Source organism: Micromonospora sp. NPDC005172 (assembly GCF_040608555.1).
GTDB lineage: Bacteria > Actinomycetota > Actinomycetes > Mycobacteriales > Micromonosporaceae > Micromonospora.
Window position 1 is genome coordinate 1 of sequence record NZ_JBEXIL010000070.1, and the last position, 25,681, is coordinate 25,681.

Below are 25,681 nucleotides of genomic sequence, written 5' to 3' on the forward strand. Positions count from 1 at the left end.
CCGGAGCCCGAGCTGCTCCGGGCGGTCAGGCTTGATCCCTGCGCAGCTCGGGCTCCGGCGAAAACCTGACCTGGTACGGCCATTCGGCGGACCTCCGGCATTGTGGTTCTTCGGACAGTTGACTCTGTCCTAGGTGACAATTCCCCTGAACAGTCACCTCAGGGGGTTCGGGAATGCCGCACTTTCCGGTCAACCATCCGGCACGGCCGCTCTACCGGGTCCTCTCCGGGCTGATCGGCGTCTACATCCTGGTCTTCGGCGTCTGGGGCGTCGCCGAGACGATCGGCGACCCGCTCTTCGCCCGCAACAGCACCTGGGCCCTCGGCCTGCGGACCAACCTGGCCTTCTCGCTCGCCTCCGTGATCTTCGGAGTCGTCCTGATCATCGGGGCGTCCCGGCGCAGCAACCTGGGCCACTACATGAACCTCACCGCCGGCGCGGTGTTCCTGGTGACCAGCATCCTCATCATGGCCGTGCTGCAGACCGACGCGAACTTCCTCAACTTCTCGATGTCGACGGTGATCGTGTCGATGCTGTTCGGGCTGGTCCTGCTCGGCACCGGCCTCTACGACAAGGTCGGCCCGTCGGAGCACGCCGAGGCGGAGCGCGAGCGCCGCAAGCATCCGGTCGCCGACGCGCACCGCAGCTGACGCCTCAGCGACGGCGCGCGGTGATCAGCGTCGGCTTCGCCTCCAGATGCGACAACCCGTTCCACGCCATGTTGACCAGGTGCGCCGCCACCGTCTCCTTGCGGGGCTTGCGCACCTCCAGCCACCACCGGCCGGTCAACGCGACCATGCCCACCAGCGCCTGCGAGTAGAGCTCGGCCAGCTTCGGGTCGTACCCGCGGCTCTTGAACTCGGCACCGAGGATGTGCTCGACCTGGTGGGCGACGTCGTTCATCACGCTGCTGAAGGTGGCCGTGCCGGACATCAACGGCGACTCGCGGACCAGCACCCGGAATCCGCTGGTCTCCTCCTCGATGTAGCCCAGCAGGGCCATCGCCGCCTGCTCCAACAACTCACGCGGATGGCCCGCGGTCAGTGCCGTGGTGATCCGGTCGAGCAGGGCCCGGACCTCCCGGTCGACCACGACCGCGTAGAGCCCCTCCTTGCCACCGAAGTGCTCGTACACGACCGGCTTGGAGACCTTGGCGCGGGCCGCCACCTCCTCGATGGAGGTGGCGTCGAAACCCCGCTCGGCGAACAGTTGCCGGCCGATCGCGATCAACTGCTCCCGGCGCTGCGCCGCCGACATGCGTACTCGTGAGGTGGGCTTGGGTTTCGGCGTCGCGGCCGGCGTCAGCCGCCGGCCGCCCGCCTCGTCACTCGCCTCGGGCATGTCGCCGCCTCGCTGGCGCTCGGTCACGCCCTGCCGTGGGATGGTGTCTCCGCTGTGCCCGTTCACGTCGTCGCCTCACTGGCGGGCGGCTTGGCCGCCCGGCCGTGCCGTGCGACCAAACCCGGATCGGGCCCGGCCCTCGTCCGCCGAGCCGTCCGGTCCCCCCGCGTCGCTCGGTCATCCGGCCATCCTGCCAGGCGACACCCTGTGGCACCGCCCGGTTTACCGGGGTGCGACCGGCTTCACGAGCTTGGCGGCGAGGCGTTCAGGCTTCGGCCAACGCACCTGCGACGCCGCACCGACCTTCTCGAACAGCCAGATCACCCGCGCCGAGATGTCCACCTGACCCCGCAGCACACCGTGCCGCGCGCTGGTCGGGTCGGCGTGGTGCAGGTTGTGCCAGCTCTCACCGAACGACAGGATCGCCAGCGGCCAGAAGTTCGACGCGCGGTCGCCCTGGCGCATCGCGAACGGGCGCTCGCCGTACACGTGGCAGACCGAGTTGATCGCCCAGGTGACGTGATGCAGGAGGCCGATCCGGACCAGCCCGGCCCAGAAGAACGCCGTGAGCGCGCCCTGCCACGACCAGGTCACCAGACCCCCGATCAGCGCCGGCCCGAGCAGCGAGATGACCACCAGCGCGGGGAAGAGCCGGTCCACCCGGCTGATGTCACGGTCGGCGATCAGGTCCGGCGCGAAACGTTCCCGGTTGGACAGCTCGCGACGGAACAGCCAGCCCACGTGGGCGTGGAACAGGCCCCGGGTCAGTGCCCAGACGCTCGTGCCGAACCGCCACGGCGAGTGCGGGTCACCCTCCAGATCGGAGAACGCGTGGTGCCGCCGGTGGTCGGCCACCCACTGGATGATCTCGCCCTGCACCGCCAGCGAACCCGCCACCGCCAGGGTCACCCGCAGCCACCGCTTGGCCTTGAACGAGCCGTGCGTGAAGTAGCGGTGGAAGCCCACCGTGATGCCGAGCCCGGAGACCACGTACCAGACCAGGCCGATGATCACGTCGGTCCAGCCCAGCCAGCCGCCCCAGGCGACCGGTACGGCAATCAGCAGGGCCGCGAACGGGATCACGACGAACGCCCACAGGGCGGCCAGGATCCCGGGGGACTGGGTGCCGTCGGTGAGCGGTTTCGGGCCGGAGCCGGTGGTGCTGGGTTCGAGCACGGTGGTGGACATGACACCTCGCAGAGGGGACGGAAACGATCACGAACCTACGCCTACGTCACCGTAACTTACGGCTCGGTAGATCGCACGGGGAAGTTTCGAAGCGTCGTCGTACGCCCGTTCCAACGTGCTGCTCAGGGCCGATCCGATCGCTGTCGAGGTGCGCCGTCCGCGCGACGTCGAGCCGCTCTCCGGGCCGCGCCGAGTGCCGCCGGAAGGCGACGCCCATCGAGGTGTATGCCCCTCGACGGCCCCGGATCGCAGTATCGGTAGCGGCAGTTGTTTCGGGAGGCCGAGGGGATCATGGAGGGTATGAGTGCTGGCTTCGACGAAGTCGGGCGTTAAGGTGTAGCGGCAGGATGCGCATCCCGTCGCGTCGACGTTTTCGACGCTGCGATCGGCCGTGGTGTAATTGGCAACACCCGGGTCTTTGGTACCCGTATTTCAGGTTCGAACCCTGGCGGCCGAGCTGTCCCCATAAGTCCGTTTTAGGTTCTCGTGGGGGTAAGAGGGAACCGTGTCGGGCCTCGTGGTTAGCATGGCCGCGAGAGTGTCCGCCGTCCCGACGGGAGCCACGTCGTGCCCCAGCCCCACCTTCGTACCGTCGTCGTACTCGCCGCCGGTGAGGGCAAGCGGATGAAGTCGACACTGCCCAAGGTGCTCCACCCCCTGCTCGGTCGTACGCTGCTCGGCCACGTGCTGAGCGCGGCGGCCCCGCTGGCCGCCGACCGCACCGTCGTCGTGGTAGGCCACGGCGCCGACCAGGTCCGGGCCCACCTGACCGAGATCGCCCCCGAGGCCACGCCCGTGCTCCAGGCCGAGCAGCTCGGCACCGGGCACGCCGTGCGGATCGCGCTGGACGCCGTGCCGGAGGGTGCCGGCACGGTCGTGGTGATCAACGGAGACGTGCCGTTGCTGCGGCCGGAGACGGTGGGCGCGCTGGTGACCGCGCACGAGGAGGCTGCCGCGGCGGCCACCGTGCTTGCCGCCGAGGTCCCCGACCCGACCGGGCTCGGGCGGATCGTCCGGGACGCCGACGGTCGACTGGAGCAGATCGTCGAGGAGCGCGACGCCGACGCGACGCAGCGCGCGATCCGGGAGATCAACGCCGGGATCTACGCGTTCGACGCGGCGCGGCTGCGCGACGCGTTGGGCAAGCTCTCCACGGACAACGACCAGGGCGAGGAGTACCTGACCGACGTGTTCGGTCTGCTCCGTTCGGCCGGCGAGCCGGTCGCGGTGCACGTGGCCGTCGACCACGTCGAGACGCTCGGGTGCAACGACCGGGTGGAGTTGGCGTCGCTGCGCCGGCTGCTGCGCGACCGGGTCAACGAGGCGTGGATGCGCACCGGAGTGAGCCTGCTCGACCCGATGACCACCTGGATCGACGTGACGGTCGCGGTGGACCGCGACGCGGTGATCGACCAGAACACCCAGTTGCGCGGGGCCACGGTCGTCGGTGCGGGCGCGCTGGTCGGTCCGGACGTCACGCTGGTCGACACGATCGTCGGCCCGGCCGCGTCGGTGGTCCGCAGTCACGCGGTCGGCGCCGAGGTGGGCGCGGGCGCGAGCGTGGGGCCGTACGCGTACCTGCGGCCCGCCGCGCGGCTCGCGGACAAGGCGAAGGTCGGCACGTTCGTCGAGGTGAAGAACTCCGAGATCGGTGCCGGCTCCAAGGTGCCGCACCTGACGTACGTCGGTGACGCGACGATCGGCGAGCAGACCAACATCGGGGCCGCGTCGGTCTTCGTGAACTACGACGGGGTCAACAAGCACCGTACGGTGATCGGCAGCCACGCCCGGACGGGCGCGGACAACATGTTCGTCGCGCCGGTCGAGGTGGGCGACGGCGCGTACACGGCGGCCGGTTCGGTGATCGTGGACGACGTGCCGCCGGGCGCGATGGGTGTCGCCCGGGCGCGGCAGCGCAACATCGAGGGCTGGGTGGTGATGCGGCGGGCCGGTACGGCGGCGGCCGAGGCCGCGCAGCGTGCCCGCGACGCGAAGGGTGCGCAGCGATCCAGCGACGCGAAGGGTGCGTCGGAAATGGGTGGCGCCGCAAGTGACAGTGAGGCAATGCACGGGCGGGCCGAGACGGTGGGCGGTGCGTCCGGCGCGGGAGATACTGCAACCGAATAGTCCCCGACCCACCACCACCGGGCCGGGTACCGCCGACAAACGGGAGCAGACGGGCCCATGGGCAGCATCGTCGCCGAAAACCGCAAGAGCCTGATGCTCTTCTCCGGACGGGGTTTCCCGGAGTTGGCCAAGGAGATCGGCGAGGTGCTCGGCGTGGCACCGACGCCGGCCGACGCGTACGAGTTCGCCAACGGCGAGATCTTCGTACGGTTCAAGGATTCGGTGCGTGGTTCGGACGCCTTCGTGGTGCAGTCCGTGACGCACGGGGTGAACACCTGGGTCATGGAGACCCTGATCATGGTGGACGCGTTGAAGCGGGGGTCGGCGAAGCGGATCACCGTGGTGTTGCCGTTCTACCCGTACGCGCGGCAGGACAAGAAGCACCGCGGTCGGGAGCCGATCTCGGCCCGGCTGGTGGCGGACCTGCTGAAGACCGCCGGTGCGAACCGGATCCTCACGGTCGATCTGCACACCGCCCAGATCCAGGGCTTCTTCGACGGCCCGGTGGATCATCTCTTCGCGATGGACATCCTGGCCGAGTACGTGGAGCACAGGTACGCCGGCCGGCCGATGACCGTGGTGGCGCCGGATTCGGGTCGGGTGCGGGTGGCCGAGCGGTGGACCGACCGGCTGGGCGGCTGCCCGTTGGCGTTCATCCACAAGACCCGCGATCCGATGAAGCCGAACCAGGTGGTGGCGAACCGGGTGGTCGGTGAGGTGGAGGGTCGGGTCTGCCTGATCGTCGACGACATGATCGACACCGGTGGGACGATCGCCAAGGCGGCGGACATCCTCAAGGAGTCGGGTGCGGCGGAGATCGTGGTGGCGTCCACCCACGCGCTGCTGTCCGACCCGGCCACCGAGCGGTTGAAGAACAGCCCGATCAGCGAGGTCGTGGTGACCAACACGCTGCCGTTGCCGCCGGAGAAGCAGCTGGACAAGCTGACCGTGTTGTCGATCGCCCCGCTGCTGGCGCGGGCGATCCGGGAGGTGTTCGACGACGGTTCGGTGACCACCCTCTTCGGTGGCCTGAGCTGAGAGTGGCCGAGTCCCGCCACAAAGGCTGACAAACTGCTCGAAAAGGGCTGGCTCGCCGTCGGGAGACGCCGTCGGCGGGTCAGCCTGGAGCCGTGACCGGGGACTGCCGGAAACCAGCGAATTGGCTCGGGTAGACTGGTGCGGTTGCCACGGCGAGGGTGCCCGGCGGGCCGCTGAAGAGCGCCGCACGGAGGCACCGTCATCGACGCGGTGCTCCGGGCAGTCGTTCATGACGCATGAGCCCCAGCGAGCCCCTCGCCCCAGCACCGCAAGACGACAAGCCGCCGCAGCGAAGCATCAGGAGTTTCCCCGTGTCCGAGGTAAAGATCAGCGCCGAGCCCCGCACCGAGTTCGGCAAGGGTGGTGCCCGTCGTACCCGCCGGGCCGGCAAGGTGCCAGCCGTGCTGTACGGCCACGGCGAGAAGCCCAAGCACATCGCGCTGCCGTCGCGGGAGTTCGCCGCCGCGATCCGCAAGGGTGGCGCCAACCAGCTCTTCGCCATCGACATCACCGACGGCACCCAGGTGCTGGCGCTGCCGAAGGCGATCCAGCGTGACCCGATCAAGGACAGCTTCGAGCACGTCGACCTGCTCCTGGTCCGCCGTGGCGAGAAGGTCACCGTCGAGGTTCCGGTGCAGCTGACGGGCGAGGCCGCCCGGGACACCCTGATCGTGCACGACCACGACACCCTCTCGGTGACCGCCGACGCGACCAAGGTCCCGGACCACCTCGAGGCGTCGATCGAGGGCCTGGAGGCGGGCTCCCAGGTGACCGCCGCCGACGTCGACCTGCCCTCGGGTGTCGAGCTGGCCGCCGACTCCGAGCTGACGGTCGCCTCGGTGACCGCCGCGCCGACGGCGGAGCAGCTCGAGGCGACGCTGCCCGAGGTCGAGACGGCCACCGACGAGGCCGAGGCCGAGGCCGGCGAGACCACCGAGGGCTCCGAGGGCGCCGACGCCGCCGAGAGCGCCGAGGCGCGTACCGAGGCCTGATCGGTTCGTACTCTGCTGGCAGGCGTTCCCGAGCTTCGGGGGCGCCTGCCGGCGTATCGGGTGTCGGTGAAGACGTCGGGAGGGGCGGGTCGTGACGGACGAGGCGGGACCGTGGCTGGTGGTCGGCCTGGGTAACCCGGGCCGGGAGTACGCCGGCAACCGGCACAACGTCGGTTTCATGGTGGCCGAGTTGCTGGCTGGGCGCGTGGGCGCGCGGTTCGGCCGGCACAAGCGGGCGGTGGCCGAGGTCGCGGAGGGTCGGCTGGGGTTCGGCGGCCCGAAGCTGGTGCTGGCGAAGCCACTGACGTACATGAACCTCTCCGGCGGGCCGGTGGCGGCGCTCTCGCAGTTCTACAAGGTGCCGCCGGCGCAGGTGGTCGCGGTGCACGACGAGTTGGACATCGAGTTCGGCCAGGTGCGGATCAAGTTCGGCGGCGGCGAGGGCGGGCACAACGGCCTGCGCTCGATGTCGAAGTCGCTGGGCACGAAGGACTACGCCCGGGTGCGGTTCGGGGTGGGTCGTCCACCGGGGCGGCAGGACCCGGCGGATTTCGTTCTGTCGGATTTCGGCGCGGCGGAACGCAAGGAGCTCGATTTCCTGGTGGACCGGGCTGCCGACGTGGTGGAGTCGGTGATCGTCAAGGGCGTGGAGCCGACCCAGAACCTGTATCACGGCGGTTGAGTCGGGCGGTGCGTACCGGATCGGAAACGCCGGGCCGGTAGTCTGCGCCTTTCGGCGTGCCGTGACCGGCGACGCGGGTCGCGGCCGATCGGTGCGTGCGGGCACGGCCGCGGCGAAGCGACGGGAGCGGGCAGATGGGCAGTCCTCCGATGATCGACGGGGCGTTCGCCCGGTGGTTGGCCTCCCGGGCCGGGCAGGCGCTTCTCGACCTGCGCGCCGAGATGGGCTTCGCGGACGGTGGCGCGCTGAAGTCGGCCGGGGACAAGGTGTCGCACGACCTGATCCGCACGGAGTTGGCGAAGTGGCGGCCGGGCGACGCGGTGCTCTCCGAGGAGGACGAGGGATCGCGGTTGGCCTGGGCGGCGGAGGTGAACGCCGGGGCGGTGTCGCGGTTGACCTCGGACCGAGTGTGGATCATCGATCCGTTGGACGGCACCCGTGAGTTCGCCGAGGAGGGCCGCTCGGACTGGGCGGTGCACATCGCGCTCTGGGCGCGGAGCGCGCCGAGCCCGCACGGGCTGGTCGCCGGGGCGGTGGGGCTGCCGGCGCAGCACCGGGTGCTGGGCACCGACTATCCGCCCGCGTACCCGCCGATGACTGTGGAGGCCGCGACGGCCGGCGAGCGCAAGATCCGTCTGGCGGCGAGTCGGAGTCGGCCGCCGGTGTTCCTGACCGACCTGGCCGAGGACGTGGGTGCGCATCTGGTGCCGATGGGTTCCGCCGGGGCGAAGATCGCCGCGGTGGTGACCGGCGAGGTGGACGCGTACATCCACGCCGGCGGACAGTACGAGTGGGATTCGGCCGCGCCGGTGGCTGTGGCGACGGCCACCGGACTGCACGCTTCCCGGATCGACGGTTCTGCGCTTCGATACAACGAGGCGGATCCGCGCCTGCCGGACCTGTTGGTCTGTCGCAAGGATCTCGCCAGCCGGTTGCTTGCAGCGCTGCAGAGGCATTCCGGGTAGCCTGAGCGCACTTCTTGACATGTCCGACCGGAAAGGTCTGGAAATCGGATGAGCGAGCGAGTGTCATGACCTCCCCCGCGGCCTACCGCGTCTCCCACCTGGACGCTCTCGAGGCGGAGAGCATCTTCGTGATGCGCGAGGTTGTCGCCGAGATGGAACGTCCGGTGCTGCTCTTCTCCGGCGGCAAGGACTCGATCGTCATGCTGCGGTTGGCGCAGAAGGCGTTCGCTCCGGCCAACATCCCCTTCCCCGTCATGCACGTCGACACCGGGCACAACTTCGCCGAGGTGCTGGAATACCGCGATCAGCGGGTCACCGAGCTGGGGTTGCAGCTCGTGGTGGCGAGCGTGCCGGAGGCCCTCGCCAGCGGCATGGTCCGGGAGTCCGGCGACGGCATGCGCAACCGCATCCAGACGCCGGTGCTGCTCGACGCGGTGGAGAAGCACCGCTTCGACGCGCTGTTCGGCGGCGCGCGCCGGGACGAGGAGAAGGCGCGGGCCAAGGAGCGGGTGTTCAGCTTCCGCGACGAGTTCGGCCAGTGGGACCCGAAGAACCAGCGCCCGGAGCTGTGGTCGCTCTACAACGGGCGGCACCACCCCGGCGAGTCGATCCGGGTCTTCCCGCTGTCCAACTGGACCGAGCTGGACGTCTGGCACTACATCGCCCGCGAGCGCATCCCGTTGCCGTCGATCTACTACGCCCACGAGCGCGAGGTGATCGAGCGCGACGGCATGCTCTACGCGGTCAACGAGTTCTTCCGCCCACGCGCTGGCGAGGAGCGGTTCAAGGCCCAGGTGCGCTACCGCACCGTCGGCGACGCCTCCTGCACCGCGGCGGTCCGCTCGGACGCGGACACCGTGGAGAAGGTCATCGAGGAGGTGGCGGCCACCCGGATCACCGAGCGGGGCGCGACCCGTGGTGACGACCGGGTCAGCGAGGCCGCCATGGAGGACCGCAAGCGGGAGGGCTACTTCTGATGACCACCGAGACCCTGGCCCCGGCGGCCGGCACCGAGACCGCGCCCGAGGCGCGGCCGATGGACCTGCTGCGGTTCGCCACCGCCGGCAGCGTGGACGACGGGAAGTCCACCCTGATCGGCCGGCTGCTGTACGACACCAAGTCGCTCTTCACCGACCAGTTGGAGGCGGTGGAGGCGGTCAGCGCGGCCCGTGGCGACGAGTACACCAACCTCGCGCTGCTCACCGACGGCCTGCGCGCCGAGCGGGAGCAGGGCATCACCATCGACGTCGCGTACCGGTACTTCGCCACGCCACGGCGCAAGTTCATCATCGCGGACACTCCCGGGCACATCCAGTACACCCGCAACATGGTCACCGGCGCGTCCACGGCCGACCTGGCGTTGATCCTGGTGGACGCCCGCAAGGGCCTCGTCGAGCAGTCCCGCCGGCACGCGTTCCTGTGCTCGCTGCTGCGGGTGCCGCACCTGGTCCTGTGCGTCAACAAGATGGACCTGGTCGACTGGTCGCAGGAGGTCTACGAGCAGATCGCCGACGAGTTCACCGCGTTCGCCGCGAAGCTCGACGTACCGGACCTGACCGTGGTGCCGGTCTCCGCGTTGCGCGGCGACAACATCGTCACCCGGTCGGAGAACATGCCGTGGTATGAGGGCCCGTCGCTGCTGCACCACCTGGAGCGGGTGCACATCGCCAGTGACCGCAACCTGGTCGACGTCCGCTTCCCGGTGCAGTACGTGATCCGCCCGCAGTCCACCACGGTCACCGACTACCGCGGCTACGCCGGTCAGGTCGCCTCCGGTGTGCTCAAGCCGGGTGACGAGGTGATGGTGCTGCCGTCCGGCTTCACCAGCCGGATCGCCGCCGTGGAGACCGCCGACGGGCCGGTCGCGGAGGCGTTCCCGCCGATGTCGGTGACGGTACGACTGGCCGACGAGATCGACATCTCCCGGGGCGACATGATCTGCCGGCCGAACAACGCGCCGGCCGTCTCCCAGGACATCGAGGCGATGGTCTGCTGGATGGACGAGACGGCCCCGTTGCGGGTCGGCGGCCGCTACGCGATCAAGCACACCACGCGGTCGGCGCGGGCGATCGTGCGCGGGCTGTACTACCGGTTGGACATCAACTCGTTGCACCGCGACGAGTCGGCCGACGAGTTGCGGCTCAACGAGATCGGCCGGGTGCGGCTGCGGACGACGGTGCCGCTGCTGGCCGACGAGTACCGCCGCAACCGCACCACCGGTGGCTTCGTCATCATCGACGAGACCACCAACCGCACGGTGGGCGCCGCCATGATCGTCGAAGCCGCCTAACCCGCCCCGCGCGCCCGTTCGCGCCGCCAAGATCGCGCTCGATCCACGAAGTAGTGGCCTCCCCGAACGGGAAGGCCACTACTTCCATTAACAAGCACGATCATCCCGCCGCCACCCCCGACCTCGCCGGTTGATCAAAAGGTTTGCGTCAATCCGAGCCCGGATTCTGACGCCGATCTCTTGATCAACCGGGGTGAGCGCCGGTGAGCGCCGGGGAGCGCCGGGGAGCGCCGGGGAGCGCCGGCAGGGGGCAGCGCCGGTGGGGGTCAGCGCAGGCGGGTGGCGCCGGGGGCGGGGAGGACCGGGACCGTGGTGGGGGCGGTGTAGTTGCGCTCGGCGTAGGCGGCTCGGACGGCGTCGGACACCGCGTCGGCGCGGTCGCTCTCCACCAGGGCGAGGACGCAGCCGCCGAACCCGCCGCCGGTCATCCGTGCCCCCAGCGCGCCGGCCGACAGCGCCGCCTCGACAGCCGTGTCGATCTCCGGCACGGTGATCTCGAAGTCGTCGCGCATCGAGACGTGCGAGGCGGTGAGCAGCGGGCCGATGTCCCGCACCCGGCCGGCGCGCAGCAGCGCGACGGTGTCCAGCACGCGCTGGTCCTCGGTGACCACGTGCCGGACCCGGCGTCGGGTCTCGGTGTCGTCGAGCCGGGCCAGGGCGGCGTCGAGTTGGTCGACGGTCACGTCGCGCAGCGCCGGAACGCCGAGCGCCTCGGCGGCAGCTTCGCAGGATCGGCGGCGGGCCGCGTACTCGCCGTCGGCGTGCCGGTGCGGCGCGCGGCTGTCGATGACCAGCACAGTCAGCCCGGCGGCGTCCAGGTCGAACGGGATGTGTTCGACCGACTCGTCGCGGCAGTCGAGGAAGAGCGCGTGGCCGACGCGGCAGCGGATCACGGCGGACTGGTCCATGATGCCGGTCGGCGCACCCACGTAGACGTTCTCCGCCCGCTGCGCCAGCCGGGGCAGTCGCTCGGCGGGCAGCTCCAGCCCCGCGAGGTCGAGCAGGGCGGCGAGCACGGCCGACTCGAGCGCGGCCGACGAGGAGAGCCCGGAACCCAGCGGCACGTCGGAGGCGATGGCCAGCCGGGCGCCGGGCACCGCGTGGCCGGCGTCCCGCAGCGCCCAGACCACCCCGGCCACGTACGCGCCCCAACCGGTCACCCGGCCGGGCTCGGCCACGTCGTCGGCGTCGAAGTCGATCGTCTCGCCGGAGAGCTCGGACCAGACCGTCCAGCGCTCGTCGTCCCGCCGGTCGGCGGCGACCACGGTACGCATGGGCAGCGCGAAGGGCAGCACGAACCCGTCGTTGTAGTCGGTGTGCTCGCCGATCAGGTTGACCCGACCGGGTGCGGCCCAGAGGCCGGCGGCCGGAGCGTCGTACTGATCGGTGAAGCCGACGGTGGCCCGCTCGACGACGTCACCGGTGGGGCCGGTCATCGTGCCTCCTCTGCTCGCGACTGCGGGGCTCGCAAACCCGGCTCACTCCTCGCGCTCACGACTGCTCCAGGACGTGCGTGCGGTAGAAGGCCCAGGCGTCGCCGACCATGTCGTGCAGCGTGGGCTTGCGGGGCACCCAACCCAGCTCGTCGCGGGCCAGCGCGGAGGAGGCGACCAGCTCGGCGGGGTCGCCCTCGCGGCGCGGCGCCACCTCGACCGGAAGCTGGTGGCCGGTCACCTCGCGGACCACGTCGACCACCTGGCGGTTGGTGAAGCCGGTTCCGTTGCCGAGGTTGTAGATGCGGTGCTGACCCGCGGTCGCGGCGTCCAGTGCCAGCAGGTGTGCGCGGGCGAGGTCGGCGACGTGGATGTAGTCGCGCACGCAGGTGCCGTCCACGGTGGGGTAGTCGTCGCCGAAGAGTTGGAGCTTCTCGCGCCGACCGGCGGCGACATCGAGGGCGATCGGGATGAGGTGCGTCTCCGGGTCGTGACGTTCGCCGAGTGCGACGTCGCCGTCGAGGTGCGCGCCGGCGACGTTGAAGTAGCGCAGCGACACGGCGGCCAGCCCGTGCGCGACGGCCTCGGACGTGAGCGCCATGTCGACGGCGAGCTTGGTGGCGCCGTACGTGTTGGTGGGCGCCTTGACCGCGGTCTCCGTGATCGGCAGCTCGGTGGGGTTGCCGTAGACGGCGGCGGTGGAGGAGAAGACCATCCGGGGCACCCCGGCCGCGCGGACCGCGTCGATCAGGGCGAGCGTGCCGATGGTGTTGTTCTGCCAGTACAGCTCGGGCTTCACCATCGACTCGCCGGCGGCGATGAGGGCGGCGAAGTGCAGCACTCCGTCGAAGCCGGCGTCAGGGGTGAGGACCTGGGCGGCGTCGTGGATGGACGCTTCGACGTGGGTCGCGTCCGGTGCGAGTGCCGCACGGTGACCGGTGCGCAGGTCGTCCAGGACGACGACCTGGTGGCCGGCGTCGAGCAGCATCCGGGTCACCACGCTGCCGATGAAGCCGGCACCCCCGGTGACGAGCAGTTTCACGTCGTTGCCTCCTGCCTGGCCCGCCGGGACGTGGCCCTTGGTGATCACCCTACGGCGGCGATGGAAAGCAGTGTGGATCGCGCCGCCCGCCATTCCATCATAATCTCTCATGTTTAAACAGAGCCGCACATATCCCGGTGACTGCGTGTGATCTCCCGTGTGGCGGGCGCACGGTGTCTACCATCTCTGTCATGCGGGAAGCGGCCCGTTCCGGGCTCCGGCGACGCGTGCGGGGAGCGTCCCGCCGCGACCCCGGGCCGCTTGCCCGAGCCGTCGCCCGGATGCTCGTCCGTACCGCCGACGGCGCCAGCCGCCTCGTCACCAATCTGCTCGGCACCGGTCCGGCGGCCGGTCGGGAGCGCATCTCCGAAGCCGAACTGCGGGATCTGGTCGCGGCCAACACGGTGCTCGACCCGGACGAGCGGCGGATCATCGACGAGGTGCTGGCCGCGGGAGCGAGCCTCGTCCGCGAGGTGATGATGCCCCGTACCGAGGTGGTCTTCCTGCCGGCCCGGCTGACCATCGCCGAGGCCGCCCGGCTGGTGCGGGCCGAGACGCACACCCGCTACCCGGTCACCGACGGCACCCATGACGACGTGGTCGGGTTCGTGCACCTGCGGGACGTGCTGCTGCGTCCGGACGCCGACCCCTGTTGCACCGTCGGCGAGCTGACCCGCGAGGTCAAGCAGGTGCCCGGGAGCAAGCGGGTCCTGGCCGCGCTGACCGAGATGCGTCGGGAGGGCCACCACCTGGCGGTGGTGATCGACGAGTACGGCGGAACCGCCGGCATCGTCACCCTGGAGGACCTCATCGAGGAACTCGTCGGGGAGATCCACGACGAGTACGACGCGACACCCGAATCGGGGCGCGCCGGCCTGCCCGCGGTGGTCGACGGCCGACTCAACCTCGCCGACTTCGCCGAGCGGACCGGGGTGGCGCTGCCCGCCGGGCCGTACGAGACGGTCGGCGGGTACGTGATGGCGGTGCTGGGTCGGTTGCCGCTGGCCGGGGACGAGGTTCCGGTACCCGCCGAGCCGTCCGACGGCGGGAGCGGAGCTCCGGCGGCCCCGGCCGACGGTTGGTTGCTGCGGGTGCTGGCCCTGGACGGACGCCGGGTCGCCCGGCTCGCGGTGACGGCGGTGCGGGTGCCGGAACAGCGACGTGACCCCGCCACCGGCCTTCTGCGCGAGGCGGACGGGAGCGCCGCGGGGCAGCAGCGCGCCGTCGCCGTGGGGCCGGGTCGACGGGTGGGTACGGCCGGGCGACGCGAGGTCAGCGCCCCGACACCGGCGGGCCGGGGCCGACGCGCCGGCCCGTCATGACGGCTCCGCTCGCTTGCTGACAGAATTATCGTCATGCCCGACGTTCCCGAGCGACCCCGCGTCTTCTCCGGCATCCAGCCGACGGCCGACTCGTTCCACCTCGGCAACTACCTGGGAGCCCTGCGGCACTGGGTGGCCCTGCAGGACACCCACGACGCGTTCTACTGCGTGGTGGACCTGCACGCGATCACCGCCGGTCACGACCCCGCGGTGCTGCGTCAACGGACCAGGGTGGCGGCCGCCCAGCTCTTCGCGGTCGGTATCGACCCCGACCGCAGCACCCTGTTCGTGCAGTCGCAGGTGCCCGAGCACCCGCAGTTGGCCTGGGTGCTCGGCTGCATCACCGGCTTCGGCGAGGCCAGCCGGATGACCCAGTTCAAGGACAAGTCGCAGAAGCAGGGCAACGAGCGGGCCAGCGTCGGGCTGTTCACCTACCCGGTCCTACAGGCCGCCGACATCCTGCTCTACCAGGCCAACGCGGTGCCGGTCGGCGAGGACCAGCGCCAACACCTGGAACTGTCCCGCGACCTCGCCCAGCGCTTCAACTCGCTGTTCGGCGCGACGTTCACCGTGCCCGCGCCGCACATCGTGAAGGACACCGCGAAGATCACCGACCTGCAGGACCCGACGGCGAAGATGTCCAAGTCGTCGTCCTCGCCGGCGGGCATCATCGACCTGCTGGAGGACCCGGCCCGGTCCGCCAAGAAGATCCGCTCCGCGGTGACCGACACCGGTCGGGAGATCGTCTTCGACGCCGAGACCAAGCCGGGCGTGTCCAACCTGCTGACCATCTACTCGGCACTCAGCGGGCGTGGCATCGACGACCTCGTGTCGGCGTTCGCCGGTCGCGGCTACGGCGACCTCAAGAAGGAGCTGGCCGAGGTGGTGGCGGAGTTCGCCCGTCCGATCCAGGAGCGCACGCGTACGTACCTCGACGACCCGGCCCAGCTGGACAAGCTGCTGGCCGCCGGCGCGGAGAAGGCCCGGTCCGTAGCCGGCGCGACCCTGCGGTCCGCGTACGAGCGGATCGGCTTCTTCCCGCCGGTGCGCGGCGAATAACGCTGCGGGGACAGGTGGGCGAGTCGGTGGCCGACGTGGTGGCACGGGGTGTGGATCGCAGTGGCGGGGTGTCGTCGACCGGCGACACCGTGCAGATCGGCATCGCGGTGGACATCCCGGAGCCGTGGGGGGCGCAACTCACCCGGCGACGGGTCGAGGCGGGTGATCCCCTCGCGGTGCCCGCGCACGTGACGCTGCTCGGTCCGACCGAGATCCCGACCGACGTGCTGCCGGGCGTCGAGCGGCACCTGGCCGCGGTGGCCGCCGCGCATCTGCCGTTCACGCTGCACCTGCGGGGCACGGGCACGTTCCGGCCGGTGACGCAGGTGGTGTTCGTGGCGGTGGCCGCCGGCATCAGCGAATGCGAGCTGCTGGCCGCGGCCATCGCGTCCGCGCCGGGACTGCACCGCCAGGCTCGCTTCCCGTACCATCCGCACGTCACCGTGGCCCAGGACGTCGCTCCGGAGGCGTTGGACAAGGTGTACGAGGATCTGGCCGACTTCTCCGCGATGTTCGAGGTCGACGGGTTCACCCTGTTCTCGCACAGTGGGCAGACCCGGTGGCAGCCGCGCCGGGACTTCCGCCTCGGCGACTGACGTTCGGCGACGCGCCGGGCGGCGAGCGGTCTTGTACTGGTTGCCGGGACGGCGGCGGGAGATCGGCGAGGATGATCGCGTGAACGTGATCGGCCGGATCGAGGCGGGCATCGACCGCTGGGTGGGTGCCGCGCGTGCCCGGTCTGGCCTGTTCGACCACGTCTGGCGAGCCGGGACGCTCTACGCCGACGTGTTGGCAGGGAGGCTCGCCGCAGCGATCGCCTACTACGGCTTCTTCGCCGTCTTCGCTCTCGCCCTTGTCGCGTACTCCATCTTCGGCGCCATCCTCGAGGACAACGACGAGGTCAGCGAGGCGGCGGCCGGATTCCTGAAGGAGAACCTGCCGTTCCTGGACGCGCAGCAGATCGCCAACTCCAGCGGCACGGTCGGGGTGGTCGGCCTCGTCATCCTGGTGTTCACCGGCATCGGCTGGGTGGAGGCCATCCGCTCCTCCCAGCGGCTCATGTACGCGCTCAACCAGCAGCCCGGCAACCTCGTCGTCCGGCGGCTTGTCGACCTGGGTGTGATGATCGGCGTCTTCGTGCTGCTCGGCCTCTCGGTGGCGGCGGTGGACGCGTTGGAATCACTGCTGCGCTTCCTGCTGCGCAGCACCGGGTCGGTCGGCCTGACCACCATCAGTGCCGTCCTCAGTGTGCTGGTCAACGCGGTCCTCGCCACCGCGCTGCTGCTCGCGGTGCCCCGACTGCGGATGAGCCGGTCCCGGTTACGTCCGGTGGTGCTGCTGGTGGCGGTCGGCATCACGCTGCTCAACACGGTCGGGCGGTACTACGTGGTGCGCACCGAGCGGAATCCGGCGTACACCGTGGTGGCCGGCGCGGTCGGTCTGCTGCTCTATCTCTACCTGCTGAACCAACTGGTGCTGTTCGGGGCGGCGCTGCTCGCGACCAGCCGGAGCGGACGTGTGGTGGACCTGGCCGAGGGCGCCCCTGCGGTGGATGTGGACGAGAACACCGATCCCGGTGCTCCGGGGGGTGCGGGATGACGGCGGAGATGCCCGACGTGCTGATCACGGTCGACCAGGACTCGCCGGTGCCCCCGTACGAGCAGGTGCGCGGGCAGCTCGCCGAGTTGGTCGGCGACGGCCGGTTGCCGGTGGGTAGTCGCCTGCCCACCGTTCGGCAGCTCGCCGCCGACCTGCGCCTGGCCGCGAACACGGTGGCGCGGGCGTACCGGGAGCTGGAGGCAGCCGGGCTGCTGGAGACCAGGGGACGCAACGGCACCTTCGTCGCCCCCGGCCGGGACGACGCCGTCGACCGGCTGCACCGGGTCGCCGTCGAGTACGCCGCCGAGGCGCGGCGGCTGGGCGTACCCCCCGACCGCGCTGTCGCTCTCGTCCGCGCCGCCGTCGACGCCACCCGGCACGACTGAGCCGAGGACGACGAAGCCCGCGCTGAACGGTTGCCGATCGGACGCCGGACGGGCGGTAACTGAACAGAACGGCACCGGCGCTCACGTTCGCGGACCATGATGAGCCCGTGGGCGCACTCATGACACTGGACCTACCGGCCGACTCGCCGATGCTCGGCCTGCCGTGGATCATCACCTTCGGGCCGCTCGGGGACCTGGACGAGTGGGAGCCGGTGGTGTGCGGGCCGTACGAACGGCCGCACGCGCTGGCGTTGGCCGAGGCGGTGGTGGCCGAGGAGCAGTTGATGGCCGTCGTGGAACCGCTGCTGCCGGCGCTGTCGGCCGACGAGATCCGCAGCGAGATCGCCGCCGCGCAGGTGGCCGCCGAGGACGAGGCCCGGCAGGTCGAGGGGGCTGACCTGTACGGCGACTTCGAGGACGTGATCGACGAGGAGTTGGACGCCGCGGCCGACGAGGCGGGTCACGGCGAACCCGCCGAACCGCCGAACGAGGCCGAGGTGCGGGCTGGCTTCACCCGGATCGCGGCGCTGCTCACCGCCAAGTGACGCGGGCGTCAGACGAACACCGGCGCCGCGCGGAGTTCGCTCCGCGTGACGCCGGTGCACCTCACCCCCCACCACAAGGGGCCGGCAGCCCAGTCGCCCGTTGGCGCGGGGCACGACGGACGACCAGGTCGGATTTCGGTTACCCGCTCAGCGCCGTTCCAACCAGGTGACCGGGTCGACCGGCAGCAGGTGATCGGTGCGCGGCGCGCGCTCGCCGGCTCGGCGCGACACGCCGCCGGCTCCGGGTGCGAGTCAGGCGGACCTGGCGTACGGAAGACGCACGGCCGCCGGGGCGACCGCCGTGGAGCCGCGTACGACCAGCTCGGGGCGGAACAGGTACTCCGAGTGCGGGGCGCCGTGCCCGTTGATCTCGTCCACCAGTGCCCGGACCGCGGCTACCGCCATCGCGGTGACCGGTTGCCGCACGGTGGTCAGCGGTGGGTCGGTGAAGGCCATCAGCAGCGAGTCGTCGTAGCCGACGACGGAGAGGTCACCCGGCACGGTCAGGCCGCGCTGTCGGGCCGCCCGCACCGCGCCGAGCGCCATCAGGTCGGAGCCGCAGACCAGGCTGGTGACACCACGGTCGAGCAGCCGGCCGGCCGCCGCCTCGCCACCTTCCACACCGAACAGCGTCAGCTCGGCCAGCGGGCCGAGATCGGCCTCGGCGACGCCGGCCAGCCGGGTCATCGCCGCTCGCCAGCCGGCGACCCTGCGCCGCACCGGCACGAAGCGGTCCGGGCCGGTGATCAGGCCGATCCGTCGGTGCCCGAGCGCGACGAGGTGGGCCACCGCCAGGTCGGCGGCCTCCCGGTCGTCGCAGGAGACGAAGGGGGCGGCGACGTCGGGGACGTACCCGTTGATCATTACGACCGGAAGCGGCCGGGCGATGAGCGCCCGGTAGCGGTCGTGGTTGGCGGCGGTGTCGGCGTGCAGGCCGGAGACGAAGACGATCCCGGAGACCTGCCGGTCCAGCAGCATCTCCACGTACTCGTCCTCGGTCACGCCGCCGGCGGTCTGGGTGCAGAGCACCGGGGTGAACCCGCTCTGCGCCAGCGTCGACTCGATGACCTGCGCGAACGCCGGGAAGATCGGGTTGTCGAGCTCCGGCACCACCAGGCCGACCAGGCCGGCGCTGCGCTTGCGCAGTCGCGCCGGTCGCTCGTAGCCGAGCACGTCGAGGGCGGTGAGAACCGCCTGCCGGGTCTCCGCCGCCACGCCGGGGCGGTCGTTGAGCACCCGCGACACCGTGGCCTCGCTGACGTCGGCCTGCTGGGCGATGTCGGACAGTCGAGCGCGCATGGCGGCACTGTAGCCCACCGGCAAGTTCTTGCGGAGCGGCCTGCAAGCCCTTCCGTTGTCTGCAAACTCTTGCTTCGGCGGTGCGCGGGGTCGTTCGATCCGTGCCAGACGGCAGGGCCAGGACCGCGGAACCGACGACCCCACTACTACAAAATGTCGTTGATAGGGGAGGATGAGTGACGTGGAAGCACTCCGACTCATCCTCCTCTACGTCCATCTGATCGGCTTCGCTCTGCTGCTCGGTGGTTCGATCGCCCAGTACGTCAGCGGGAAGCTGCGGATCAACGCCGCCATGCTCTGGGGTGCCGTGATCCAGTTGCTGACCGGGCTCGGGCTCTCCGCGCCCCTGCGCGGCGGCGGCGACGCCGAGCCGGACCCGGCAAAACTTGTGACGAAGTTGGTGATCGCGCTGCTGATCTTCGTCATGGTCTTCTTCTCCCGGAAGCGGGACGTGGTCAATCGCGGTCACTTCCTCGCGATCGTCGGCCTGACCCTGGTCAACGCGGCGGTGGCGGTCTTTTGGCGGTAGCGTCCGAGGAGGTGACCGCTCGCAGGAAACCGGACATCCGCGACGCCTCGGCGCTCGGTTAGCAGCACGAAGAGTGATGTGCCCCACGCAAGGGTTACACCCGGGTAACAGGCGCTCAACAGTCGTGCACGATTGTCGGCCGGTGGGTGGGCGCGGGCGTACGCTCCCGTCCGTAACGTGGGACAGCCGGCGGCACACCCGCAGGTCGGCTGATGGGCTGCCACCGCACTAGGCGCGGTGTGCAATGGGAAGGAGACGTCTTGCGCTCGGTGCGTGGGATGCGGATCGCCTCGATCTTCGCGGTAGGTGGGCTCGTGCTCAGCGCCGCCGCGTGTGGCGAGGCCCCCGATGATGACAAGAACGCCGGCAGTGGCGCCAAGAAGTACAGCGCCTGCATGGTGACCGACGTCGGCGGCATCGACGACAAGTCGTTCAACACCTCGGCCTGGAAGGGCCTGCAGGCGGCCAAGGCCGCCAACGACAACATCGACATCAAGTACGTCGCGTCGAAGGCGCAGGCGGACTACGAGCCGAACCTGACGCAGTTCGTCAACCAGAAGTGCGACTTCATCCTGGCGGTCGGTGGCCTGATGGCCGAGTCCACCTCGAAGATCGCCAAGGCGAACCCGAACCAGCAGTTCGGCATCGTCGACGCCAAGCCGGGTGACGCCAACGTCTACCCGATGCAGTTCGACACCGCCCAGGCCGCGTTCCAGGCCGGCTACCTCGCCGCCGGGATGAGCAAGAGCGGCAAGGTCGGCACCTACGGCGGCCTGCCGATCCCGCCGGTGACGATCTTCATGGACGGCTTCGTCGACGGTGTGAAGTACTACAACACCACCAAGGGCAAGAACGTCCAGGCGCTGGGCTGGAACAAGGAGACCCAGAAGGGCTCCTTCACCAACGCCTTCGACAAGCAGGACGAGGGCAAGAAGGTCTCCGACGCGCTGGTCGCCCAGGGTGCGGACATCATCATGCCGGTCGCCGGCGGCGCCGGCCTCGGCACCACCTCGGCGGCCAAGGCCTCCGGCGGCAAGTACAGCACCATCTGGGTGGACGTCGACGGCTGCGAGAGCACGCCGGACTGCGCCGCGATCGTCACGACGGTCGTCAAGAACATCCCGGAGGCTGTCAAGGAGGCCGTGCTCAAGGCGGCCGGTGGCGAGAAGCTGCAGGCCGAGCCGGGCTTCGTCGGCACCCTGGCCAACACCGGTGTCTCGATCGCCCCGTACCACGACTTCGACGGCAAGGTCCCGGCCGAGCTGAAGACCGAGGTCGAGAAGATCAAGGCGGACATCGCCGCCGGCACCATCACCGTCACCTCGAAGGCCCAGCCGACCAAGTGACGTCCGGCCGGCCTCCCCGGTGAGATCATCGGAGGGGTCGGTGGGGGTACAGGTACGACCGATCGGCCGCTTCGGCCCCGTGGGTGACCGCGTGGGTCGGAGCGGCCGATCGCGCACCGCGTCGGCCAGGCCGCTCCGGGCCGTTCGACGGCAGCTAGGCTGCACCATCGCTCGCACTCCAGGAGGTTGCGCTGAGACTCGAACTGCGCGGCATCACCAAGCGGTTCGGTGATCTGGTCGCCAACGACCACATCGATCTGACGGTGGAGCCTGGAGAGATCCACGCCCTGCTCGGCGAGAACGGCGCGGGCAAGTCGACCCTGATGAACGTGCTCTACGGGCTATACCAGCCCGACGAGGGCGAGATCCTGGTCGACGGCACGCCGCTGAAGCTGAAGGGCCCGTCCGACGCCATCGGGGCTGGAATCGGCATGGTGCATCAGCACTTCATGCTGGTGCCGGTCTTCACCGTGGCCGAGAACATCATGCTCGGGGCCGAGCAGGTCCGGGGCGGCATCGCCGGCTTCCTGGACCGGCGACGGGCCCGTCGCGAGGTCACCGAGGTGTCCGAGCGCTACAACCTGCGGGTCGACCCGGACGCGGTGATCGAGGACCTGCCGGTCGGCATCCAGCAACGTGTGGAGATCGTCAAGGCGCTCACCCGCGACGTGGACCTGCTCATCCTGGACGAGCCGACCGCCGTGCTCACGCCGCAGGAGACCGAGGAGCTGTTGACGGTCATGCGGTCGCTGAAGGCGGCCGGCAAGTCGATCGTCTTCATCACCCACAAGCTGGGCGAGGTCAAGGCGATCGCCGACCGGATCACGGTGATCCGGCGCGGTAGGACGGTCGGCACGGCCTCGCCGGAGACCAGCCGGGACGAGCTGGCCGCGCTGATGGTCGGCCGCAGCGTGCGGCTCACGGTCGACAAGTCGACGGCCACGCCGGGCGAGCCGGTGCTGGAGGTCGCCGGGCTGATCGTCGACGACGACCGGCAGGTCCGGGCTGTCGACGGCGTGGACCTGACCGTGCGCGCGGGTGAGGTGCTCGGCGTGGCGGGCGTGCAGGGCAACGGCCAGACGGAGCTGATCGAGGCGATCATGGGCCTGCGCCCGGTGCTCGCCGGCACGGTCAGCCTGGGCGGTGACCAGATCAACGGGTGGACGACCAAGAGAGTCCTCCGCGCCGGCGTCGGCTACGTGCCCGAGGACCGCAGCGTGGACGGCCTGGTCAAGGAGTTCAGCGTCGCCGAGAACCTGGTGCTGGACATCTACGACCGGCCACCGTTCGGCACCGGGCTCGCCCTCAAGCCGGACGCCATCGCGTCCTCGGCCCGCGAGCGGATCGAGCAGTTCGACGTCCGCACCTCATCGGCGGACGCGGCGGTGGGCACCCTCTCCGGCGGCAACCAGCAGAAGGTGATCGTGGCACGGGAGCTGTCCCGGCCGCTGAAGCTCTTCATCGCCGCCCAACCCACCCGTGGCGTGGACGTCGGGTCGATCGAGTTCATCCACAGCCAGATCATCCACGAGCGGGACATCGGCACGGCCGTCATGGTGGTGTCCAGCGAGCTTGACGAGGTGGTCGGGCTGGCCGACCGGATCGCGGTCATGTACCGCGGACGGATCATCGGCATCGTCGACCCGGACACCCCGCGTGAGGAGATCGGTCTGCTGATGGCCGGCATCCGCCCGGACGCGGCCGGCACAGCCGACGGGGGTCCGGCGTCTGCCGACAGCCCCGCGAGCGAGGACGAGGCATGACCACCAACCCCAATCCGCAGTCGGGCTCCCCGGACAAGGAACCGGCGAGCGAGGCGCAGGCGGCGCAGAACGCCCTCGGCAACACCGAGCGGGCCGGCACCACCACCACGGAGAAGACGCCGGAGCCGAAGCCGTCCCTGGGCCGGCTCTTCCTGGACAATCTCTGGGCGGCCAACACCTTCACGGTGACCCTGTTGTCGCTGGTGCTGGCGATCGTCGTCGGCGCGGTGCTGATGGTCGTCTCCGACCCGGACGTGCTGCACACCTACACCTACATCACCGCACGCCCCTCGGACGCGTTCAGTTCGAGCTGGACGCTGGTGAGCGAGGCGTACGCCAACCTGTTCAAGGGCTCGATCTTCGACCCGGAGGCGTTCTCCGGCTGGGTGAACGGCAGCAACGGCTGGCAGGCCGTGCTCGCGCCGATCTCCGAGACGCTGACGTACGCCGCGCCTCTGGTCTTCACCGGCCTGGCGGTGGCGCTGGCCTTCCGCGGTGGCCTGTTCAACATCGGCGCGCAGGGTCAGGCCACCATCGGCGTGATCCTGGCCGCGCTGGCCGGCTTCCTGCTGCCGCTGCCGCCCGGTCTGCACCTGCTCGTGGCGGTGCTCGCCGGCGCGCTGGGCGGGGCGATCTGGGGCTTCATCCCGGGCATCCTCAAGGCTCGTGCCGGTGCCCACGAGGTGATCAACACGATCATGCTCAACTACGTCGCCACGTACTTCCTGACCTGGCTGATCGTGCAGAACGGCGTGCAGGACCCGACACGGACCGACGCGATCAGCAAGGGGGTGGACACGTCCGCCCAACTGCCCCGACTGCTCGGTGACAACCTGCGGGTGCACGCGGGCATCCTGCTCGCCGTGCTGGCCACCTGGGCGGTCGCCTGGCTGCTCAACCGGTCCACGCTCGGCTTCGAGCTGCGCGCGGTCGGCGCCAACCCGGACGCCGCGCGGACGGCCGGCATCAGCGTTACCCGGACGTACATCCTGATCATGGTCTTCTCCGGGGTCCTGGCCGGGCTCGGCGGTTCGAACATGGTGCTCGGCTCCACCGCCAGCGCCCTGACGCCGCTGGTGGTGGCCCAGATCGGCTTCGACGGCATCCTGGTGGCGCTGCTGGGCCGGGTGAAGCCGTGGGGGGTGCTGCTCGCCGCGCTGCTGTTCGGCGCGCTCCAGGCCGGCGGCAACCGGATGCAGTCGTACTCCGGCATCTCGCTGGAGCTGGTGACCGTGCTCCAGGCGCTGATCGTCATCTTCATCGCCGCACCCGCCCTGGTGAAGGCGATCTTCCAGCTCCGGGCCGCACGGGCCGCCCGGTTGCAGACGAGCCTGGCGAAGGGCTGGTAACCGATGTCCACCATGGCTGTCCCCGACGTCGCGGTCGGCGTCGACGAGGGTTTCTGGACCCGGACCCGCAAGGTCGGCCTCACGCTGACGGCGCTCGGCCTGCTGGCGGCGGTGCTGTTCGGAGCGCTCGCCACCGGCCAGCAGGCCCGTTTCACGCTCAGCGACGACGCGGCCGGCGCCGCGCTGGAGATCAACGGCACGATCGGCGCGATCCTGTTCGGGATCATCACGATCGCCGCCGGTGCGGCCCTGCTCGCCGGCGTGCCGAAGCGCTGGTTCCTGCCGGTGCTCGGCGTCGGGCTGGTCGCCTTCGTGCTCTCCTTCCTCTGCTGGCAGGTCTCCGCCGCGCCGACCGGGCAGAACTTCATGCCGCTGGTCAACATCATCCGAGGCACGTTCATCCTGGCTCTGCCGTTGATCTTCGGTGCGCTCGCCGGCGTGCTCTGTGAACGCTCGGGCGTGGTCAACGTGGCCATCGAGGGGCAGTTGCTGATGGGCGCGTTCAGCGGCGCGCTGTTCGGCAGCATCTCCGGCAACGTCTGGGTGGGTCTGGTCGCCGCCGCCATCGGTGGCGCGCTCATCTCGCTGCTGCTGGCCGTCTTCGCCATCCGCTACCTGGTGGACCAGGTCGTCATGGGCATCGTGCTGAACCTGCTGGCGGTCGGTGTCACCGGCTTCCTCTACGAGCGGCTGATGCAGACCGACGCGGAGAAGTACAACAGCGCGCCGCGCTTCAGCAACTGGGAGATCCCGCTCCTCAAGGACATCCCGGTGCTCGGGCCGGCGCTGTTCCGCGGCAACATCTTCCTCTACCTCGGCCTGTTGCTGGTGCTGGTGATCCACATCGGGCTGTTCCGCACCCGGTGGGGGCTGCGGACCCGGTCGGTTGGGGAGCACCCGATCGCCGCCGACACGCTCGGAGTCAAGGTGCTGCGGGTGCGCTACCGCAACGTGCTGCTGGCCGGCGTGGTCGCCGGTATCGGTGGCGCGTCGTACACGCTGGCGCTCTACTCGTTCACCAAGAACATGATCGGCGGCAAGGGCTTCATCGCGCTGGCCGCGCTGATCTTCGGACGGTGGAACCCGACCGGGGCGCTGCTCGCCGCGCTCTTCTTCGGCTTCGCCGACCAGCTCGCCACCTACCTGGGTGCCATCAACAGCGTGATCCCGAGCCAGTTCCTGGCCATGCTGCCCTACCTGGCGACGATCCTCGCGGTCGCCGGCCTGGTCGGCCGGGTCCGGGCACCGGCGGCGGACGGCAAGCCCTACATCAAGGGCTGACGACACGTGAAAACCGAGCCCCCGTACTGCGACCTGGCCTCGGCCTGCGCTTCGCCGCCCCGACCGCCTGAACCGGAAACTGAGGCTGATTCTGGTGAATCACCA

At 70.3% G+C, this 25,681-nt stretch carries 24 protein-coding genes and 1 tRNA gene; 20 read left to right on the forward strand and 5 right to left on the reverse strand.

The features are described 5' to 3' along the window. The first annotated feature begins 173 nt into the window (after positions 1-173). Positions 174-650 carry a DUF4383 domain-containing protein gene (locus ABZV06_RS29540; protein WP_355246184.1) on the forward strand — a complete coding sequence of 159 codons (477 nt, stop codon included), beginning with the start codon at positions 174-176 and terminating at the stop codon, positions 648-650. 4 nt (positions 651-654) lie between these two features. Here the strand turns inward: ABZV06_RS29540 and ABZV06_RS29545 are convergent, their stop codons facing one another. Together ABZV06_RS29545 and ABZV06_RS29550 are read right to left on the reverse strand one after the other, a co-directional pair. After that, positions 655-1,341, reverse strand: a complete 687-nt coding sequence (locus tag ABZV06_RS29545) for a TetR/AcrR family transcriptional regulator (RefSeq protein WP_355625509.1) — start codon at positions 1,339-1,341, stop codon at positions 655-657. Positions 1,342-1,563: 222 nt separating this feature from the next. After that, on the reverse strand, positions 1,564-2,529 hold the full coding sequence (locus ABZV06_RS29550; protein ID WP_355246181.1) for an acyl-CoA desaturase: 966 nt from the start codon (positions 2,527-2,529) through the stop codon (positions 1,564-1,566). Between the two features lie 385 nt (positions 2,530-2,914). On the opposite strand from ABZV06_RS29550, the gene ABZV06_RS29555 reads away from it, so the two are divergent. The 8 genes from ABZV06_RS29555 (at position 2,915) to ABZV06_RS29590 (ending at position 10,623) form a co-directional block, all read left to right on the forward strand. Next, a tRNA-Gln gene (locus ABZV06_RS29555) sits at positions 2,915-2,986 on the forward strand. A 110-nt stretch (positions 2,987-3,096) separates the two neighbouring features. Then, positions 3,097-4,656 carry a bifunctional UDP-N-acetylglucosamine diphosphorylase/glucosamine-1-phosphate N-acetyltransferase GlmU gene (gene glmU / locus ABZV06_RS29560; protein WP_355246179.1) on the forward strand — a complete coding sequence of 520 codons (1,560 nt, stop codon included), beginning with the start codon at positions 3,097-3,099 and terminating at the stop codon, positions 4,654-4,656. Between the two features lie 57 nt (positions 4,657-4,713). Further along, positions 4,714-5,694, forward strand: a complete 981-nt coding sequence (locus ABZV06_RS29565) for a ribose-phosphate diphosphokinase (RefSeq protein ID WP_007455396.1) — start codon at positions 4,714-4,716, stop codon at positions 5,692-5,694. 311 nt (positions 5,695-6,005) lie between these two features. Then, on the forward strand, positions 6,006-6,686 hold the full coding sequence (locus ABZV06_RS29570) for a 50S ribosomal protein L25/general stress protein Ctc (RefSeq protein WP_355625497.1): 681 nt from the start codon (positions 6,006-6,008) through the stop codon (positions 6,684-6,686). 91 nt (positions 6,687-6,777) lie between these two features. Then, positions 6,778-7,368, forward strand: a complete 591-nt coding sequence (gene pth, locus ABZV06_RS29575) for an aminoacyl-tRNA hydrolase (RefSeq protein ID WP_355246173.1) — start codon at positions 6,778-6,780, stop codon at positions 7,366-7,368. A 134-nt stretch (positions 7,369-7,502) separates the two neighbouring features. Next, positions 7,503-8,333 (forward strand): inositol monophosphatase family protein, encoded by an 831-nt coding sequence (locus tag ABZV06_RS29580; protein WP_355246171.1) that lies wholly within the window; start codon positions 7,503-7,505, stop codon positions 8,331-8,333. 65 nt (positions 8,334-8,398) lie between these two features. Then, on the forward strand, positions 8,399-9,310 hold the full coding sequence (gene cysD, locus ABZV06_RS29585; protein WP_355246168.1) for a sulfate adenylyltransferase subunit CysD: 912 nt from the start codon (positions 8,399-8,401) through the stop codon (positions 9,308-9,310). After that, positions 9,310-10,623, forward strand: coding sequence for a GTP-binding protein (locus ABZV06_RS29590; protein WP_355625499.1), 1,314 nt, complete (start codon positions 9,310-9,312; stop codon positions 10,621-10,623). The genes cysD and ABZV06_RS29590 overlap by 1 nt, the downstream gene beginning before the upstream one ends. Positions 10,624-10,889: 266 nt before the next feature. Here ABZV06_RS29590 and galK read toward each other — a convergent pair whose 3' ends face one another. Continuing rightward, a complete protein-coding gene (gene galK / locus ABZV06_RS29595) occupies positions 10,890-12,059 on the reverse strand; it encodes a galactokinase (RefSeq protein ID WP_355625501.1) in 1,170 nt (389 codons plus the stop codon). Positions 12,060-12,114: 55 nt separating this feature from the next. Continuing rightward, positions 12,115-13,098 (reverse strand): UDP-glucose 4-epimerase GalE, encoded by a 984-nt coding sequence (gene galE, locus ABZV06_RS29600; protein WP_355625503.1) that lies wholly within the window; start codon positions 13,096-13,098, stop codon positions 12,115-12,117. 281 nt (positions 13,099-13,379) lie between these two features. Here galE and ABZV06_RS29605 point away from each other — a divergent pair, with 281 nt between their 5' ends. From ABZV06_RS29605 to ABZV06_RS29630, 6 genes are all read left to right on the forward strand, one after another. Continuing rightward, positions 13,380-14,420 carry a hemolysin family protein gene (locus ABZV06_RS29605; protein WP_355625511.1) on the forward strand — a complete coding sequence of 347 codons (1,041 nt, stop codon included), beginning with the start codon at positions 13,380-13,382 and terminating at the stop codon, positions 14,418-14,420. Positions 14,421-14,453: 33 nt separating this feature from the next. After that, positions 14,454-15,479 carry a tryptophan--tRNA ligase gene (trpS, locus tag ABZV06_RS29610; RefSeq protein ID WP_355246157.1) on the forward strand — a complete coding sequence of 342 codons (1,026 nt, stop codon included), beginning with the start codon at positions 14,454-14,456 and terminating at the stop codon, positions 15,477-15,479. Between the two features lie 14 nt (positions 15,480-15,493). Next, a complete protein-coding gene (locus ABZV06_RS29615; RefSeq protein ID WP_355246154.1) occupies positions 15,494-16,075 on the forward strand; it encodes a 2'-5' RNA ligase family protein in 582 nt (193 codons plus the stop codon). A gap of 79 nt (positions 16,076-16,154) precedes the next feature. Beyond that, complete coding sequence (locus tag ABZV06_RS29620) at positions 16,155-17,078, forward strand: YhjD/YihY/BrkB family envelope integrity protein (protein ID WP_355625505.1); 924 nt, start codon at positions 16,155-16,157, stop codon at positions 17,076-17,078. After that, positions 17,075-17,464, forward strand: coding sequence for a GntR family transcriptional regulator (locus ABZV06_RS29625; RefSeq protein WP_355246145.1), 390 nt, complete (start codon positions 17,075-17,077; stop codon positions 17,462-17,464). Before ABZV06_RS29620 ends, ABZV06_RS29625 begins: the two co-directional genes overlap by 4 nt. Positions 17,465-17,571: 107 nt before the next feature. After that, complete coding sequence (locus ABZV06_RS29630) at positions 17,572-18,009, forward strand: hypothetical protein (RefSeq protein WP_355246142.1); 438 nt, start codon at positions 17,572-17,574, stop codon at positions 18,007-18,009. A gap of 252 nt (positions 18,010-18,261) precedes the next feature. Here ABZV06_RS29630 and ABZV06_RS29635 read toward each other — a convergent pair whose 3' ends face one another. After that, on the reverse strand, positions 18,262-19,326 hold the full coding sequence (locus ABZV06_RS29635) for a LacI family DNA-binding transcriptional regulator (protein ID WP_355246139.1): 1,065 nt from the start codon (positions 19,324-19,326) through the stop codon (positions 18,262-18,264). 163 nt (positions 19,327-19,489) lie between these two features. Between ABZV06_RS29635 and ABZV06_RS29640 the strand changes: the two genes are divergently transcribed. The 5 genes from ABZV06_RS29640 to ABZV06_RS29660 all read left to right on the forward strand — a co-directional run bounded on the left by ABZV06_RS29640 (position 19,490) and on the right by ABZV06_RS29660 (position 25,576). Next, positions 19,490-19,837, forward strand: coding sequence for a hypothetical protein (locus ABZV06_RS29640; protein ID WP_355246136.1), 348 nt, complete (start codon positions 19,490-19,492; stop codon positions 19,835-19,837). Between the two features lie 278 nt (positions 19,838-20,115). Continuing rightward, positions 20,116-21,183, forward strand: a complete 1,068-nt coding sequence (locus ABZV06_RS29645; protein ID WP_355246199.1) for a BMP family ABC transporter substrate-binding protein — start codon at positions 20,116-20,118, stop codon at positions 21,181-21,183. A gap of 251 nt (positions 21,184-21,434) precedes the next feature. After that, positions 21,435-22,946, forward strand: a complete 1,512-nt coding sequence (locus tag ABZV06_RS29650; RefSeq protein WP_355625513.1) for an ABC transporter ATP-binding protein — start codon at positions 21,435-21,437, stop codon at positions 22,944-22,946. Further along, complete coding sequence (locus ABZV06_RS29655) at positions 22,943-24,295, forward strand: ABC transporter permease (RefSeq protein WP_355246133.1); 1,353 nt, start codon at positions 22,943-22,945, stop codon at positions 24,293-24,295. The genes ABZV06_RS29650 and ABZV06_RS29655 overlap by 4 nt, the downstream gene beginning before the upstream one ends. Positions 24,296-24,298: 3 nt before the next feature. After that, positions 24,299-25,576, forward strand: a complete 1,278-nt coding sequence (locus ABZV06_RS29660; RefSeq protein ID WP_355625507.1) for an ABC transporter permease — start codon at positions 24,299-24,301, stop codon at positions 25,574-25,576. The last annotated feature ends 105 nt before the right edge of the window (positions 25,577-25,681 follow it).